Genomic DNA, 16,132 nt, shown 5'->3' on the forward strand with positions numbered 1-16,132 from the left:
CAATGCTACGAGAGAAGACGCCCCGCCTATCGGGAATACCCTGACGGCTCGGCCCGGCCACGGAATACGACGCCCCATGACGCTTTCCACCCTGCAAAGCCCCGCCCTGCGCTACTTCCTGGAGGTCGTGCGCAGCGGCTCCGTGACCGAAGCCGCCGAACGCCTGGACGTCGCCCCCTCGGCGGTCAGCCGCCAGATCGCCCGGCTCGAAAAAGAGATGAACACGCTGCTGTTCGAGCGCCATGCGCGCGGCATGGTGCCCAACGCGGCGGGAGAACTGCTGGCGGCCCACGCCAAGCGCACCCGGCAGGACATCGACCGCCTCAACGGCGACATCCTGGCGCTGCGGGGCGTGCGCCAGGGCCGCATCCGGCTGGTCTGCACCGAGGGCTACGCCTTCGGCTTCGTCCCCGCGCTGATCGCCTCGTTCCGCCGCGAATACACGGGAATACGCTTCGAGCTGCAGGCGGTCTCCCAGCACGACATTCCCCTGCGCATCCGCGACGGCGAAGCCGACATCGGGCTGACCCTGAGCCTGACCTCGCATAGCGACATCCGCGTCGAACTGCGCACGCCCGCCCCCGTCATGGCCGTCGTGGCGCCCGACCATTCCATGGCCAGGAAACGCACGCTGTCGCTGGCCCAGCTCGCCCCCTATCCGATGGCCCTGCCAGACCGGGCGTCCACGCTGCGCCAGTTGCTGGAAATCAGTTGCAGCCGTCAGCAACTGGTCTATGACCCCGTCTTCACCAGCAGCCACCTGGACGCGCTGATCACCTTCGCGGCCGCATCCGGCGGCGTCACGTTCTGCGGAGAACTGGCCATCCGCGAGCGCGTCAAGCGCGGCGACGTCGTCTGCCTGCCGCTGCGCGACCGCGAGATGAACGAGCGGCACTTCGAAGTGCAGACCCTGGCGGGCCGGCCCCTGCCCGAGGCCTGCAAGGCGTTCATCGCCCACGTGATCGCCGAAGTCCGGCGCTAGGCAGGGCCTGTTCACACGCCCAGGGGGTGCGCCGCCTCGCCCGCCCCGCGCCGGCCATCCCATGAGCAAGTGTCGTAAAAAGGAGACACTGCCGGCGGCGCAGCGCGCGCGTTCAGGTAAATGCAAATTACTTTTATTTATATTTCCGCCCTCACAAAACGACATCCAACGAAACCAAGGGCCGCTCGCACGGGTGCCTGCTCAAGAGCCTCATCCGCCCCCCACGCCATGCCATACATCAAGAGCCGTAAATCCGCTGTTTCCGACACCCCGACTTCCGGCGCCCTGGCCGGGGGCGCCGCCGTCTCGCTGCTGGCGGGCCTGCTGCTGGGCCATCCCGGCCCCGCGCAGGCGCAGGCCACCGACACCCCGGCGGTCAGCACGCTGCCCCCCGTCAAGGTCGTCGGTGACGAGGCCAATCCCTACAAGGCCGACAAGCTCGGCTCGCCGAAATTCACGCAACCCCTGGTGGACACCACCCAGACCGTGCAGGTCGTGACGGGCCAACTGATGAAAGACCAGCAGGCCACCACGCTGACCGAGGCCCTGCGCAACGTGGCGGGCGCAGGCACGTTCTACGCGGGCGAGAACGGCAGCACCGCCACGGGCGACGCCATCTACCTGCGCGGCTTCGACACCTCCAACAGCATTTACATCGACGGCATCCGCGATACCGCCTCCGTGCACCGCGACATGTTCAACACCGAACAGGTCGAGGTCATCAAGGGCCCTTCCGGCTCGGACTATGGCCGCAGCGCCCCCAGCGGCTCGATCAACCTGGTCACCAAGCAACCGCGTCTGGAAGACAGCTTCGACGCCAGCCTGGGGATCGGCAGCGCGCGCTACAAGCGCGGCACGCTGGACTGGAATCAGACGCTGTCCGACACCTCGGCATTCCGCCTGAACGTCATGGGCCTGGATGCGAACACCGCCGGCCGCGATCGCGTGGACAACCAGCGCTGGGGTGTCGCGCCGTCCCTGGCATTCGGCCTGGGCACCGAGAACCGCGTGTTCCTGGACGTCATGCACGTCAAGCAATCGAACACGCCCGATGGCGGCGTATCCACGCTGGGCCTGCCCGGGTATTCCGCGCCCAAGGCCTCGGTCGGCTTCCTCGCCAATGCCCGGCCCGTGAACCCGACGAATTTCTACGGCACGGATGCGGACCACGACGACTCGACCACCGACATGGCCACCGTCCGCCTCGAGCACGATTTCAACGCGCGCACGACGCTGCGCAACACGACGCGCTACGCGCGCACCAAGCAGGACTACCTGTTGACCTCGTTCATGGCGGCGGACCTGCAGCCTGGCTACGCCGCCAACGATCCCTCGACGTGGTTCCTGGCTCGCCTGCCGACCCTCAAGAACGTCAGCAACCGCATCCTCACCAACCAGACCAACCTGACCACCCGGTTCGATACCGGCCCGCTCAAGCACGACATCAGCGCCGGCTTCGAACTGACGCGGGAAACCCAGGACAACTACGGCAGGACCTCGCCCACCGAAGCCCTGGTCAGCCTGTACGATCCGGACAGCAGCGTCGGCGCCCCCGGCATCCACGCCAACGGCGCCGATGCCCACGGCACCACCGACACCGTGGCCGCCTACCTCTTCGACACGGTCGAGGTGAACTCATGGTGGCAGGTCAACGGCGGGATACGCTACGACCACTACCGCACGCGCTACGACAGCGCCACCGCTTGCGGCGGCACCGGCCGCAATGCCGTCGCGTGCGCGGGCGCGCCGACCGGCACGCCGATCGGCACCATCGACGCCAAGGCTTCGGGCAACCTGATCGACTGGAAGCTGGGCACCCTGTTCCGCGTGGCTCCCAACGGCAACGTCTACGTCAACTACGCGGTCTCGCAACAGCCGCCGGGCGGCTCGACCTTCCAGCTGGCCGCCGACGGCACGAACGCCAACAGCCCGGACTTCAAGCCGCAGAAGGCCAAGACCGCCGAGCTGGGCACCAAATGGGAAGTGCTGGACCGCAGGCTGCTGCTGTCCGCGGCGCTGTTCCGCACCGACGTCGAGAACGACGTGCAGACCGAATCGGACGGCACCATCGCGCAAACCGCCAAGAAGCGGGTGCAGGGCCTGGAACTGGGCGTCGGCGGCCAGATCACCGACAACTGGTCCGCCACCGCGGGCTATACCATCCAGCACGCCACCGTCGAAAACGGCCCGTCGGTGACCAGCGACGGCTCGGGCAACCTCAGCTACACCCCGCGCCACGCCTTCTCCGCCTGGACGTCGTACACCCTGCCCTACGGTTTCCGCGTGGGCGGCGGCGCGCGCTACGTGGGCACGCTGGAACGCGGCACCGACGGCGCGGTCGGCACCCCGGCGTACGCCCGCTCGTACTGGGTGTTCGACGGCATGGCCGGCTACACCGTCAACAAGAACCTGGACTTCCAGTTCAACGTGTACAACCTGTTCGACAAGCAGTACGTGGCATCCATCAACAAGAGCGGCTACCGGTATTTCCCTGGCGCGCCGCGCACGGTATTGTTGACGGCCAACATCCACTATTGACGGCATGGCGGCGCCCGCTGCCGCGCGGGCGACGCCTGACCAGCCATGATGCTACACATTCCGAACATCCTGTCCCCGGATGAAGTTCGCGCCATGCGCCAGCGCCTGGACGCCGCCGACTGGATCGATGGCCGCGCCACCGTGGGCACGCAGGGCGCCCTGGCCAAGCACAACCGCCAACTGCCGGAGAACGGCGAGACGGCCCGCGAACTGGGCGAGGCGGTATTGCGCGCGCTGCAGCGCAATCCGCGCTATTTCGCCGCCGCCCTGCCGGTGCGCACGGTCGCGCCGCTGTTCAACCGGTATGAATCATCGGAAAGCTACGGCTTCCATGTGGACGGTTCGGTGCGCCATCACGCCGCCGGGTGGCTGCGCACCGACCTGTCCGCGACGCTGTTCCTGTCCGATCCGCAAGACTACGACGGTGGAGAGCTGGTGGTGCGCGACACCTATGGCGAGCACCTGGTGAAACTGCCCGCCGGCGACCTGCTGCTGTATCCGGCCAACAGCCTGCATTGCGTCACCCCCGTCACGCGTGGCGCGCGCGTGGCCTCATTTTTCTGGGTCCAGAGCATGGTGCGCCGGCACGAGCACCGGCGCACGCTGTACGACATGGACCAGGCCATCCAGTCGCTGCGCGCGCAGTTGGGCGAAACGGAACAGACCCTGGCGCTGACGAACTGCTATCACAACCTGCTGCGGGAGTGGGCGGAGGTGTAGGCGGGCCAGTGTCCGCCCATCAGTCCAGCCGCCCCTCCTGTACCGCGTGGCAAGCCACCACGCCCGGCCCGGCGGGCATGGCCACGGGCACCTCACTGCGGCACCGGTCATTGGCATGGGGGCAGCGCGGATGGAACGTGCATCCCGTCGGCGGATTCAGGGGGTTCGGCACCTCGCCGGCCACTGCGGTGCGCGGCCTGCCCGTGCCTTCCAGGTCGGGAATCGCATCCAGCAGCATCCGCGTATAGGGATGCCGGGGATGCGCGAACAGCGCGTCGCGCGGCGCCACCTCGACGATCCGGCCCAGGTACATCACGCCGACGCGGTCGGCCACGTGATGCACCACGGCCAGGTTGTGCGAGATGAACAGATACGTCAGGCCCAGCTCGCGCTGCAGCGACTTCATCAGGTTCAGCACCTGCGCCTGCACCGACACGTCCAGGGCCGACGTCGGCTCGTCGCACACCAGGAACTCCGGCCGCATGGCCAGCGCGCGCGCGATCGAGATGCGCTGGCGCTGGCCGCCCGAGAACTGGTGCGGGTAGCGGTTCTGGTCCGCCGGATCGAGCCCCACCTGCGTCAGCAGCTCGGCCACGCGCGCCTGCCGCGCGGCCGGACTCATGTCCGTGTGCGTGACCAATGGCTCGGCAATGATGCGGCCCACGCGCCAGCGCGGGTTCAGGCTGGCATAGGGATCCTGGAAGATCATCTGCAGCCGCCGGCGCAGCGCGCGGCCCGAACGGCCCCGCATGCTCGCCACGGGCTGGCCGTCGAACTCGATGGCGCCGCGCGTCAGGCCATACAGCCCGACCAGCAGGCGGGCCACCGTCGACTTGCCGCAGCCGGATTCGCCCACCAGGGCCAGCGTCTCGCCGCGGGCGATGTCGAACGACACGCCGTCGACCGCGCGCAGCATCTGCCTGGGCTTGCGCGCCAGCACGCGTTCCAGCCAGGGTTGCGACACGTCGAACCAGCGCGCGGCATCGCGCACGGAAACCAGGGGGGCCGTCATGCCGCCACCTCCACATCATGCAGCCAACAGGCCGCGCGCGATCCGCCCACGGCCAGCAATTCGGGACGCTCCTGCGTGCAACGCGGCATGCGCCGGCCGCAACGCGGATTGAAGGCACAGCCCGGCGGGATGGCGTTCAGGCGCGGCATGCTGCCATCGATCTGCACCAGGCGCTCGGCATGGCCGCGCATGGACGGGATCGAGCCCATCAGGCCCACCGTATACGGATGGCGCGGGCGATGGATCACGTCGGCCACGGGTCCGATCTCGGCCAGCCGCCCGGCATACATCACCGCCACGCGGTCCGCCGTCTCGGCGATCACGCCCATGTCGTGGGTGATGAGCATCACCGAGGCGCCCTGCTCGCGGCACAGCTTCTTCAGCAGCTCGATGATCTGCGCCTGGATCGACACGTCCAGCGCCGTGGTGGGTTCGTCCGCCACCACCAGCCTCGGCTCGGCGGCCAGCGCCAGCGCGATCACCACGCGCTGCCGCATGCCGCCGGAGAACTGGTGCGGATAGTGATCGATGCGCTCGCGCGCGGCGGGAATGCCCGTGGCGGCCAGCAGTTCGATGGCGCGCGTGCGCGCCTGGCTCCAGCTCATCGGCAGGTGCGTGACAATGGTCTCGGCCAATTGCCGCCCCACCGTGTACAGCGGGTTCAACGAGGTCAACGGGTCCTGGAACACCGCGCCGATCTCGCGCCCGCGCACGCGGCGCATCTGGTCGTCGGGCAGGTTGTCGATGCGGCGGCCCGACAGCAGGATCTGTCCGCCGCTGATGCGGCCCGGCGGTTCCAGCAGGCCGATGATGGCCGCGCCCGTCAGCGACTTGCCCGCGCCGGACTCGCCCACCACCCCCAGCACCTCGCCCTGGGCGATGGAGAACGACACGTCGTCCAGCGCCTTGAGCACGCCATGCCGCGTGGGGAACTCGACCGAGAGGTTCTTGACTTCCAGCAATTCGCTCATGGCCGCCTCAGTTCAGTCTCGGGTTCAGCGCATCGCGCAGCCAGTCGCCCACCAGGTTGACCGAGAGCACCAGCAGCACCAGGGCCGCGCCGGGGAAGATGGTGATCCACCATTCGCCCGAGAACAGGAAGTCGTTGCCGATGCGGATCAGCGTGCCCAGCGAAGGCGAGGTCGGCGGCACGCCCACCCCCAGGAACGACAGCGTGGCCTCGGTGATGATGGCCGTGGCCAGGTGCACGGTGGCCAGCACCAGCACCGGCCCCATCACATTGGGCAGCACGTGCTGGAACATGATCGCCGGCGACGACACGCCGATCACGCGCGCGGCCTGCACGTACTCGCGGTTCTTCTCCACCAGCGTCGAGCCGCGTACCGTGCGCGCATACTGCGGCCAGCCGGCCAGCGCGATGGCGCCGATCAGCACCGGAAACGCGATCACCTCGTGCAGCTCGCGCGGCACGGCGGCGCGCGCCACGCCGTCGATCAAGAGCGCGATCAGGATGGCCGGGAACGACAGCTGCACGTCGGCCACGCGCATGATGAAGGCATCCACGCGTCCGCCCACATAGCCGGACAGCAGGCCCAGCACGATACCCAGCAGCATCGACACCACCACCGACGCCAGCCCGATCAGCAGCGACACCCGCATGCCGTACAGCAGCGCCGAATACAGGTCGCGCCCCTGGCTGTCGGTGCCCAGCAGATACTTGGCCGTGCCGTTGTCTTCCCAGACGGGCGGCAGCAAGGCATCCAGCAGCTCGATGGAGGCCAGGTCGAAGGGATTGTGCGGCGCCACCCAGCCCGCCCCGAACGAGCCCGCCAGCAGCAACAGCAGCACCACCGTGGCGACCATCGCGACCGGCGCGTGCCGCCATGACCAACAGAGATCGCTGTTCCACCAGCGTTTCAATACGGTGCCCATCAATGGCCTCCCCGGGCGCCGCCCAGCCCCGCGCGCAGGCGCGGATCGACGACGAAATACAGCAGATCCACCGCCAGGTTGATCACCACGAACACCAGCGCGATCAGGCACAGGTAGGCCGCCATGACGGGAATGTCCGCGAACTGCACCGCCTGGATGAACAAGAGGCCCATGCCCGGCCACTGGAACACGGTCTCGGTGACGATGGCGAAGGCGATGATGCCGCCCAACTGCAGCCCCGTGATGGTGATGACGGGCACCATGGTGTTCTTCAGTGCGTGCCCGAAATGAATGGCCCGGCGCTTCAAGCCCCGCGCCCGCGCAAACTTGATGTAGTCGGTGCGCAGCACCTCCAGCATCTCCGAGCGCACCAGCCGCAGGATCAGCGTCATCTGGAACAGCGACAGCGTGATGGCCGGCAGGATCAGGTGCTTCCATCCCGTGGGCGTCAACAGGCCTGTCGTCCACCAGCCCAGCGCCACGGTGTCGCCGCGGCCATAGCTGGGCAGCCAGCCCAGTTGCACCGAGAACACCAGGATCAGCAGGATGCCGATCAGGAAGGTCGGCAGCGAGACCCCAAGCAGCGACCCCGCCAGCACCAGTTGGGACAGCAGCCCATTGCGGCGCAGGGCGGTGTAGACGCCCAGCGGCAGGCCCACCACCAGCGCCAGCAGCGCGGCGGCGAACGACAGTTCGAGCGTGGCGGGCAGGCGGCTGCGGATCAGGCTGGAGACGGGTTCGCTCTGCCGCAGCGACACCCCGAAATCTCCCTGCACGGCATTGCCCACGAAACGGGCGAACTGCACCGGCGGCGGATCGTCCAGCCCCAGCTTGTGGCGCAGCTCGACGCGCTCGGCGTCCGTGGCGTCCTGGCCCAGCATGATGGTGACCGGGTCACCCACATATTGGAACAGCACGAACGCCAGCAGCGCGACCGTGAGCATGACCGCGCCGGCCTGCAACAGGCGGCGAAGAATGAATGCGAGCATGGGGATGTGAAACCGGAAGGCAACGGCGCCGCGGGGCGCCGTTGCGCAGGAAGGAGCGAGACGGGATCAGTCGACCTTGACCCAGTCGGCGACCAGGCGGTTGTCGGCACGGTGCACCACGCTGACGTTCTTGCGCATGGCCCACGGAATCACCTGGTCATGCAGCGGGATGTGGCCGAACTCCTTGGCGTGGATCTCCAGCGCCTTGTGGATGTCGGCGTCGCGCTTGGCCGTGTCGGTCTCGGTCTTCACGCGGTCGATGATGGCGTCGACTTCCTTGTTGCTGTAGTCGCCCAGGTTGTACATGCCATCCGCGCCCTCGCCCTTGGTGCGGATCAGGTTCTGCAGCGTATACATGGCGTCGAACGTGGGCACGCCCCAGCCGAACAGGAACACGCTGGTGTCGCGGCTCTGCACCTTGGGGAAATAGGTGGCGCGCGGCATGGCGTTCAGCGAGGCCTTCACGCCCACCTTGGCCCACATGCCCACCACCGCCTGGCAGATGGCCTCGTCGTTGATGTAGCGGTTGTTCGGGCAGTCCAGCGTGAAGCTGAGCGTGCCGTCGTAGCCGGCCTCTTTCAGCAGCGCGCGCGACTTCTCGATGTCGTAGGGCACGCGCTTGTGCAGCGCTTCCGTCCAGCCATGCACCTGCGGCGCGATCATCGTGCCCGTGGGCGCCGACAGCCCGCGCATCACCGCGCGCTTGATCGCCTCGACGTCGATGGCGCGGTACAGGGCCTCGCGCACGCGCACGTCGGTGAACGGGTTCTTGCCCTTCACGCTGGAATACAGCAATTCGGGACGCTTCTGGTCGAAGCCGATGTAGATGGTGCGGTACTCGTTGCCTTCGACCACCTTGGCCTCGCGGCGCAGGCGCTCCAGGTCTTGCGCGGCCGGGTCCAGCACGAAATCGATCTCGCCCGACAGCAGCGCCGCGGTGCGCGTGGCGTTCTGTTTGATCGGCGTGAAGACGACTTCGGTCACGTTGCCCTTCTTGTCCTTCTTGTTCCACCAGCCGGCGTGCTCGACGAACACCGTGCGCACGTCGATCTCGCGCGACTTCAGCATGTAGGGGCCGGTGCCGTTGGTGTTGCGTGCGGCGAAGGTCTCTTCCTTGTTGACGAAGTCCTGCGGCTTGGTGACGTTGTTCTTCTCCGACCAGGCCTTGTTCATGATGAACACGTTGGGCAACTGGCGCAGCAGCACGGGATTGGGCGCGGTGGTCTCGATCTCGACCGTATGGTCATCGACCTTGCGCGCCTCCTTGATGCCGGTGGTGTAGGCCTTGTAGTTCGACGTGGGCGCCATGGCGCGGTGCACGGAGAACACCACGTCGTCGGCCGTGAAGGCGGCGCCGTCGTGGAATTTCACATCCTTTCGCAGGGTGAAGCGGTACAGCGTGGGCGAGACCTGCTCCCAGGACGTGGCCAGGCGCGGGATTACCTTGAACGAGGCGTCGTAGTCGACCAGGGGTTCGTAGACATAGCTGTTGGCCGCGATGGTCATGCCCTCGTTCTGCGAGTGCGGATCCATCGTCAGGATGTCGCCCTGGGCGGCCCAACGGAACGTCTTGGCGTGGCCGAGCGCGGGAACCGCGACAGCGGCTGCGATTGCCAATGCAAGCAAGGTACGGCGCATGAGAACGACTCCTGACATATATCTGAATAATGGTTGCAGATATTGCCTAGGCGCCGAACCGGCGTCAATTAGGGGTTTATGCCGATAATGGGGGACGGCTGGGGTGTGGCAGAGGATGAGGATATATATCCTTATTCCAACTCATTCACGGCGTGCCGCGGTCTGCCCCGAAAATCGCGTGCCTCACGCCACCACCACCGTCATCGGATCAGAAAGTTGCTCGAGCCGCCCTGTTTGATGGTTTTCAGGTTCAAGCGAGAGCCTTCCCCCCCTTTCCCTGCACCATCGAGATCATGACCTGCGTGGCCCTGTCGTCGCTGATACCGGAAAGGTCTCGAATCAGACTGACGCCCAGCGTCCAGGTCTTGAGAGTAGGCCGGTGTTGTTCAATGGAACATATGATCTTGCGTGCGTTCTTCTGGCCAGGCACGACCGAGTCTGCCTCTGCCTTTACCGTGTAATCCTGCTTCCGCTGCAGATCGAGATAAGTTTGCATATCGCGTTCGGCCGCATCGACATCGCCGCGCCGCAGAAATACTTCGCAGGTTCCGTTATCGAGCAACACAAGCAACATTTGATGGGACTGCACAGGGACATACCAGATATGCCCAGGAAGCCCGCCCAACCTGTACACCGCCCACGCAGGATTCTCTTCGTACCCCTCGCGTCGCATCATGGGCAGCACGTTGCCAGTGTCCGGCATATGCTGCCCGCATGTCCGCATCCAAAGCGTCCAAGCCGATGTCTCGGGCTTCCATTTCGCCGCCCTGGCCTGGCTCGCAGCCGGTGCCTTCGTTGCTGGAGGCTGCGCCGCAGCGCCGCCGACGGCCAAAGCGTAAAGCATCGTCGCCGCCAGTGCGGCTACTTTCAAATCCATCATTTTTCACTTCCCCGCGATATCGTCATATTTTCCCGAGGCATGGACTCGATATTCATGGGGTCGGTAACATGTAAAGCAGGCTCGACAAAATGCTCCGCTACCGCCTGCACATCCGCCTCGGTCAACACGCCCGCATGAAACCGCAGCGTCAGCCATGACAGCAGATACGCATACCTCGCCTGCGCCAGATTGCGCAGCGCGTCGTACAACTGCTGCTCCGCGTCCAGCACGTCCGCGTTGACGCGCTCGCCGCCCGCCACGCTTTTCTTCATCGCCACCGTCAGTTCGCGCGCCGAATCCACCGCCAGTTGATACGCCCGCATCTTGGCCGCGCTGCTGTTGTACAGGTTGAACTGCTTGCGCAGATCATTGAGCGTCTGCTCGCGCTTGGCGTCGTTCTCGTAGCGCAGGCGCTCCTTGTTGTCGACGGCCTGCTGCACGCTGGCCGACACGCCGCCGCCCGCGAAGATCGGCACGCTCACCTGCAAGCCCACGCTGTCGGTCTTGTAGCGCTGCTCGAACGTCGACTCCGAACTCGACTTCTGCCGACCGGCGGACGCATACAGACTGACTTTCGGGAAATGCCCCGCGCGCGCCTGTTCGACCTGTTCCTGCGCCGCCTGCACCGAATGCTCGAAGGCTTCCAGCTCGGGGTTGTTACGCAGCGCAAGCGTGCGCCACTCGTCGAAGCGGGCTGGCTGCAGGGCCTGCACCGGAATCTTTCCCACCATCGGCGCCAAGTCTTCGGCCTGCACCTCCTGGCCGACCAGCACCGACAACTCTCGCAAGGCGGCATCCAGCCCGTCCTGCGCCTCGATCTCCTGCGCCTGCGCTAGGTCATACCGTGCCTGGGTTTCCAGCGCGTCGGTGCGCGTGCCCTCGCCGGCCTGCAGGCGGCGGCGGTTCAAAGTCATCTGCTCTGCATAGGCACGCTTCTGAGCGCGGACCAGATCGATCTGGTCCGCCGCATACAACGCATCCGTATAGGCCTTGGCCACCCGCACCGCCAGTTCCTGGCTGCGGCTGCGAAAGTGCGCGTCGGCATAATGCGCCTGCGCCACGCCGTAGTAGTAGCGCGACAGCGCCTCGTAGTCGAACACCGGCTGCTGCAACGACAGCGACGACGAATAACTGCGGTAGTTGCGGTTCGACGTGACCGGGCCGAAGAAGCCCGGCTCATTGACCTCAGACCAGTTCCTGCCGGTCTGGTACTGATAGGACAGATTGGGCAACAATGCCGCGCGGCCGATGTTGCGTTGCTGTAGCCCTGCGTCGCGCTCCTTCATCGCCGCGCGATACGTCGGGTCGTATTCCAGCGCGCGGGCGTAGAACTCCATCAAGCCGGCGGCCTGTGCCTGCGCGCCCAGCAGCGCCAGCGCGCACACCGCCGCGCCACGCCGGACCAAGCCAGCGACATGAATGCCTGCGAATCCCATCCTCAACGCTCCCGGATGCTTTCGCTGGAATACTGGATCAGCGGATCCAGGAAATACTCGATGACGCGCCGCTGCCCCGTCTTGATCTCTGCCGTCACCGCCATGCCCGGCGCCAGACGCACGTCCGTGCCCTTCACATTCACCGTCGCGCGCGACATCGCGATGCGCATGCTGTAGACCAGCCCGCGCTCTTCGTCCTTGATCGCGTCATCCGACACCGTGACCACCGTTCCCGGCACCACCCCGTATTTCGTGTACGGGAAGGTCTCGATCTTCACCTCGGCCTCCTGGTCGGGCTTCACGAAACCCACGTCGCGGTTCTCCAGGAAGGCCTCGATCTCCAGCTTGTCTTCCTGCGGCACGATCAGCATCACCGGCTGGGCTTCGGTCACCACGCCTCCCAGCGTGCGCACGGCCAACTGCTGCACGGTGCCGGACACGGGTGCGGTCAATCGCGTCAGCTTCTGCGACTGACGCGCCTTCACCAGATCCTGCTCCAGCAATGCCACGTGCTGGCGGCCTTCGGCCAGGCGATCCAGGTTCTCGTGCCGCGCATCGGCCAGCAACGTCAGCCGCTGCTGGCGCACCTGCGCGATGGCCGCGTCGATCTCCTTGATGCGGCTGCGCTGCATGACCAGGTCGGACTCCTGCTCGATGCGTTCGCGCTCGCGGTCCAGGTACGTGCTGCGCGCCACGTACTGCTCGCCCGCCAGCTCCTTCAAGGCCGCCGCGCGCTCGCGCGCGATGGGCGAGGTCAACTCCAGCTTGCGAACCAGCGCGGCGGTGGACTGCCGCTCGGCCTGGTGCTGCGCCAATTGGGCGTCGACCCCGGCCAGCTTGGCCTGCAGGGCCGCATATTCGCCTTCGGCCAGGCGCTGCGCGTCGGCCAGCGTCGTGGCATCGCCATCCACGGCCGCCACCTTGGGCGTGCGGCCCTGGTCGATGGCATCGAGCATGGCCGCTGCCCGCGCCGCCTGCAAAGACCAGGTGCGCATGTCGCTGACCAGCCGCTGTTCTTCCGCCGCCGTCACCGTGCCGTCCAGTTCAAGCAGCAGATCGCCCGCGCGCACGGCCTGCCCCTCGCGCACGTGGATCGCCTTGACCGTGGCCGTGCCGATCGGCTGGATCGTCTGCGTGCCCTCGCTGGGAATGATCTTGCCCTGCGCCGTCGCCACGATGTCCACGTGGCCCAGCACTGCCCACAGCACCGCCAGCACGGCGAACAGGATCAGCAGCCACATCGCCACGCGCGGCGCGGGCGAGACCGCGCGCTGCTGCAGCGCCAATGCCGCGGGCAGGAATTCCGCCTCGGCGGCTTGGTAGCGCGTCCCTTCCCAGTTCTTGCGTTCGGCCCATGAAGCCGCGAACACCGAGCCGTAGCGCTTGGCCAGCTCGCCCCATCCGGATAGCAACATCTTCATCGTTCTACGCCTGCTGCATGTTGTGTAGCGCGGCGTAGTGCCCGTCCGCCTTGCCCAGCAGATCGGCATGCCGGCCCATCTCGACGATCGCACCGCGATCCATCACGACGATGCGGTGCGTGTCCCGCACGGCCGACAGGCGGTGCGCGATGATGATCACCGTACGGCCCTTGCAGATCTCGCGCATGTTGTTCTGGATGATGCGTTCCGACTCGTAGTCCAGGGCGCTGGTGGCCTCGTCGAAGATCAGGATGCGCGGGTTGGACAACAGCGCACGCGCGATGGCGATGCGCTGGCGCTGCCCGCCGGACAGCGTGGCACCGTGCTCGCCCACCATGGTTTCGTAGCCCTCCGGCAGCTCGGCGATGAACTCGTGCGCGCCAGCCAGTTGTGCTGCCCGCATGATCTGCTGCAAGGGCATGCCGGGATCGTGCAGCGCGATGTTGTCGCGGATGCTGCGGTTGAACAGCACGTTCTCCTGCAGCACCACGCCGATCTGCCGGCGCAGCGAACTGGCGTCGATGGTGGCGATGTCCACGCCGTCGATCAGCACCCGGCCTTGTTCCGGTTGATACAGGCGCTGCACCAGCTTGGTCAGCGTGCTCTTGCCCGACCCCGAGCGGCCCACGATGCCGATGGTCTCCCCGGCCTGGATGTTCAACGTGACGCCGCGCAACGCCAGTTGCGCGCCAGGGCGATAGCGGAATTCGACCTGGTCGAAGTCGATGCGTCCGCGTACTGGCGGCAGCGCCGGCCGCGCCCCATGCACCTCTGTGCGCGTGTTCAGGATGTCGCCCAGCCGCTGCATCGAAATGCCGACCTGCTGGAAGTCCGTCCACAGCTGCGCCAGCCGCATCACCGGCCCGGCCACGTTGCCCGACAGCATGTTGAAGGCGATCAGCTGACCGACGGTAAGCTGGCCGTCGATCACCAGCTTGGCGCCCAGCCACATGGTGCCCACGGTGACCAGCTTGCTGACGAAGGTGACGCCACCGTTGGCCACCGTGCCGATGGCCGTGGTGCGAAAGCCCGCCTTCACATAGGCCGCCAGTTGGTTGTCCCACTTGCGGATCCATTGCGGCTCGACCGCGCTGGCCTTCAGCGTCTCGATGCCGCTGATGGTCTCGACCAGGAAAGACTGGTTCTCGGCGCCGCGGTTGAACTTCTCGTTCAGGCGCGCGCGCAGGCTGGGCGTGAAGCCCATCGACAGCAGGAAATAGCACGGCAGCGAGGCCAATACGATTAGCGTCAACCAGACGCTGTAGTACAGCATCACCGCCAAGAACACCACCGAGAAGATCAAGTCCAGCACCACGGTGATGGCGTTGCCCGTCAGAAAGGACCGGATGTTCTCCAGTTCACGCACGCGCGCCACCGAATCGCCCACGCGGCGCGCGCGGAAGTACGACAGCGGCAGGTTCAGCAGATGGCGGAACAGGCGCGCGCCCAGTTCCACGTCGATGCGGCTGGACGTGTGAGCGAACACATAGCTGCGCAGCCCCGTCAGCACCACTTCGAACGTAACCACGGCCAGCAGGCCGATCGCGATCACGTCCAGCGTGGTGAAACTGCGGTGCACCAGCACCTTGTCCATCACCACCTGGAAGAACAGCGGCGTGACCAGGGCGAACAGCTGCAGCACCAGCGAGACGACGAAGACCTCGGCCAGCAGGCGGCGGTACTTGAGCACTGCGGGAATGAACCAGCTGAAATCGAACTTGGCCAGTTCGCCGGCGATAGAGGCACGGGAGGCCAGCAGGATCAGTTCGCCGGTCCAGCGTTGTTCGAACTCGGCCAGCGTCAGCTCGGCAGCGCCCTTCTGGCGCGGATCCTGGATCAGGACCTTGCCGGCATCGACGCGCGCCAGGATGAAGAAGCCGCCGTCATTATCCAGCGCGATGGCGGGCAGCGGGGTGGTGCCCAGGCGGGCCGGCCGGATCGAAGCACAGCGGGCGCGTAGTTCCAGCTTCTTGGCGGCAAGCAGGATTTCATTGACGCCGAACGGCGCGCCATCCACGCGGAACTCATGGGCCAACTGATCGGGATCGACGGCCACCATGTGATAGCGGGCCAGCATGGCCAGGCAGATCAGGCCGGTGTCCAGGGGCGGACCGGACTCGGGTGGCAAGGCCTCACCAGAGGCAGGCGGATTTGGGGGTGCCGGAGGAGGACCTCCAGAGATCATGTCTAGGCGTTTCATGAAATCAGGCCCTTGCGCGTAGCCGTCGCATCGCGGGTTTGCGTGTGCGTAGACCTGCTCGGTGAATTTCGAGCGACGGGATAGGCCGGTGAGGCGGCAAAGCCATGGGGAATGACGTATGCGCTGAGCATGAATCGCGCAAGATCGAACAATAAGAGCCCATCAACCGGGCAACAAACTGACTATCGCTCCAGGAATGCATTCTTCGAAAGAACACTACTGTGAACCCAGAAAATTAAAGATCTCGCCACCCTGCGGACCACCAGAATCAGAATTAGCAGGTTCTCCTGCCCAATCAGCAGTGTTAGCCATCGCAGAAAAACTCGAAATTCTAGAATTAATTCTTAACGACCAATAGAATTTATCGACAAACGTGAATCTGTTGCGTGGAAGGTGTATTTCCTCTCTTCTTTTTATATTCAC

At 65.9% G+C, this 16,132-nt stretch carries 12 protein-coding genes; 3 read left to right on the plus strand and 9 right to left on the minus strand.

The annotated features are described in order from the left end of the window. Positions 1-76: 76 nt before the first annotated feature. From A6745_RS09135 to A6745_RS09145, 3 genes are all read left to right on the plus strand, one after another. Positions 77-982 (plus strand): LysR family transcriptional regulator, encoded by a 906-nt coding sequence (locus A6745_RS09135; protein ID WP_066126088.1) that lies wholly within the window; start codon positions 77-79, stop codon positions 980-982. A gap of 228 nt (positions 983-1,210) precedes the next feature. Then, positions 1,211-3,520, plus strand: a complete 2,310-nt coding sequence (locus A6745_RS09140; protein ID WP_082852983.1) for a catecholate siderophore receptor Fiu — start codon at positions 1,211-1,213, stop codon at positions 3,518-3,520. Between the two features lie 45 nt (positions 3,521-3,565). Then, positions 3,566-4,240 carry a Fe2+-dependent dioxygenase gene (locus tag A6745_RS09145; RefSeq protein WP_066126090.1) on the plus strand — a complete coding sequence of 225 codons (675 nt, stop codon included), beginning with the start codon at positions 3,566-3,568 and terminating at the stop codon, positions 4,238-4,240. Between the two features lie 19 nt (positions 4,241-4,259). Here A6745_RS09145 and A6745_RS09150 read toward each other — a convergent pair whose 3' ends face one another. The 9 genes from A6745_RS09150 to A6745_RS09190 form a co-directional block, all read right to left on the minus strand. Continuing rightward, positions 4,260-5,252, minus strand: coding sequence for an ABC transporter ATP-binding protein (locus tag A6745_RS09150; protein ID WP_066126093.1), 993 nt, complete (start codon positions 5,250-5,252; stop codon positions 4,260-4,262). Continuing rightward, complete coding sequence (locus tag A6745_RS09155) at positions 5,249-6,223, minus strand: ABC transporter ATP-binding protein (protein WP_066126094.1); 975 nt, start codon at positions 6,221-6,223, stop codon at positions 5,249-5,251. The genes A6745_RS09150 and A6745_RS09155 overlap by 4 nt, the downstream gene beginning before the upstream one ends. Before the next feature lie 7 nt (positions 6,224-6,230). Then, positions 6,231-7,145 (minus strand): ABC transporter permease, encoded by a 915-nt coding sequence (locus A6745_RS09160; protein WP_066126097.1) that lies wholly within the window; start codon positions 7,143-7,145, stop codon positions 6,231-6,233. Beyond that, on the minus strand, positions 7,145-8,134 hold the full coding sequence (locus A6745_RS09165; protein WP_066126101.1) for an ABC transporter permease: 990 nt from the start codon (positions 8,132-8,134) through the stop codon (positions 7,145-7,147). Before A6745_RS09165 ends, A6745_RS09160 begins: the two co-directional genes overlap by 1 nt. A gap of 66 nt (positions 8,135-8,200) precedes the next feature. Next, positions 8,201-9,772 carry an ABC transporter substrate-binding protein gene (locus A6745_RS09170; RefSeq protein WP_066126105.1) on the minus strand — a complete coding sequence of 524 codons (1,572 nt, stop codon included), beginning with the start codon at positions 9,770-9,772 and terminating at the stop codon, positions 8,201-8,203. A 250-nt stretch (positions 9,773-10,022) separates the two neighbouring features. Continuing rightward, positions 10,023-10,652: an NMCC_0638 family (lipo)protein gene (locus A6745_RS09175; protein ID WP_066126107.1), complete on the minus strand. Its 630-nt coding sequence runs from the start codon at positions 10,650-10,652 to the stop codon at positions 10,023-10,025. After that, positions 10,649-12,088, minus strand: coding sequence for a TolC family outer membrane protein (locus tag A6745_RS09180; RefSeq protein ID WP_082852984.1), 1,440 nt, complete (start codon positions 12,086-12,088; stop codon positions 10,649-10,651). The genes A6745_RS09175 and A6745_RS09180 overlap by 4 nt, the downstream gene beginning before the upstream one ends. Positions 12,089-12,090: 2 nt before the next feature. Then, positions 12,091-13,509, minus strand: a complete 1,419-nt coding sequence (locus tag A6745_RS09185) for an HlyD family type I secretion periplasmic adaptor subunit (RefSeq protein ID WP_156513335.1) — start codon at positions 13,507-13,509, stop codon at positions 12,091-12,093. Between the two features lie 4 nt (positions 13,510-13,513). Next, positions 13,514-15,694 carry a type I secretion system permease/ATPase gene (locus A6745_RS09190; RefSeq protein WP_082852985.1) on the minus strand — a complete coding sequence of 727 codons (2,181 nt, stop codon included), beginning with the start codon at positions 15,692-15,694 and terminating at the stop codon, positions 13,514-13,516. Positions 15,695-16,132: the final 438 nt, after the last annotated feature.

Source organism: Bordetella ansorpii (assembly GCF_900078705.1).
GTDB lineage: Bacteria > Pseudomonadota > Gammaproteobacteria > Burkholderiales > Burkholderiaceae_B > Bordetella > Bordetella ansorpii_A.

What these genes read in the sequence shown, in the direction of transcription:
- A6745_RS09165 (WP_066126101.1), bottom strand. Translation starts at nt 8,134, where the DNA reads ATGCTCGCATTCATTCTTCGCCGCCTGTTGCAGGCCGGCGCGGTCATG.
- A6745_RS09170 (WP_066126105.1), bottom strand. Translation starts at nt 9,772, where the DNA reads ATGCGCCGTACCTTGCTTGCATTGGCAATCGCAGCCGCTGTCGCGGTT.
- A6745_RS09190 (WP_082852985.1), bottom strand. Translation starts at nt 15,694, where the DNA reads ATGATCTCTGGAGGTCCTCCTCCGGCACCCCCAAATCCGCCTGCCTCT.
- A6745_RS09185 (WP_156513335.1), bottom strand. Translation starts at nt 13,509, where the DNA reads ATGAAGATGTTGCTATCCGGATGGGGCGAGCTGGCCAAGCGCTACGGC.
- A6745_RS09175 (WP_066126107.1), bottom strand. Translation starts at nt 10,652, where the DNA reads ATGATGGATTTGAAAGTAGCCGCACTGGCGGCGACGATGCTTTACGCT.
- A6745_RS09155 (WP_066126094.1), bottom strand. Translation starts at nt 6,223, where the DNA reads ATGAGCGAATTGCTGGAAGTCAAGAACCTCTCGGTCGAGTTCCCCACG.
- A6745_RS09180 (WP_082852984.1), bottom strand. Translation starts at nt 12,088, where the DNA reads ATGGGATTCGCAGGCATTCATGTCGCTGGCTTGGTCCGGCGTGGCGCG.
- A6745_RS09135 (WP_066126088.1), top strand. Translation starts at nt 77, where the DNA reads ATGACGCTTTCCACCCTGCAAAGCCCCGCCCTGCGCTACTTCCTGGAG.
- A6745_RS09140 (WP_082852983.1), top strand. Translation starts at nt 1,211, where the DNA reads ATGCCATACATCAAGAGCCGTAAATCCGCTGTTTCCGACACCCCGACT.
- A6745_RS09160 (WP_066126097.1), bottom strand. Translation starts at nt 7,145, where the DNA reads ATGGGCACCGTATTGAAACGCTGGTGGAACAGCGATCTCTGTTGGTCA.
- A6745_RS09145 (WP_066126090.1), top strand. Translation starts at nt 3,566, where the DNA reads ATGATGCTACACATTCCGAACATCCTGTCCCCGGATGAAGTTCGCGCC.
- A6745_RS09150 (WP_066126093.1), bottom strand. Translation starts at nt 5,252, where the DNA reads ATGACGGCCCCCCTGGTTTCCGTGCGCGATGCCGCGCGCTGGTTCGAC.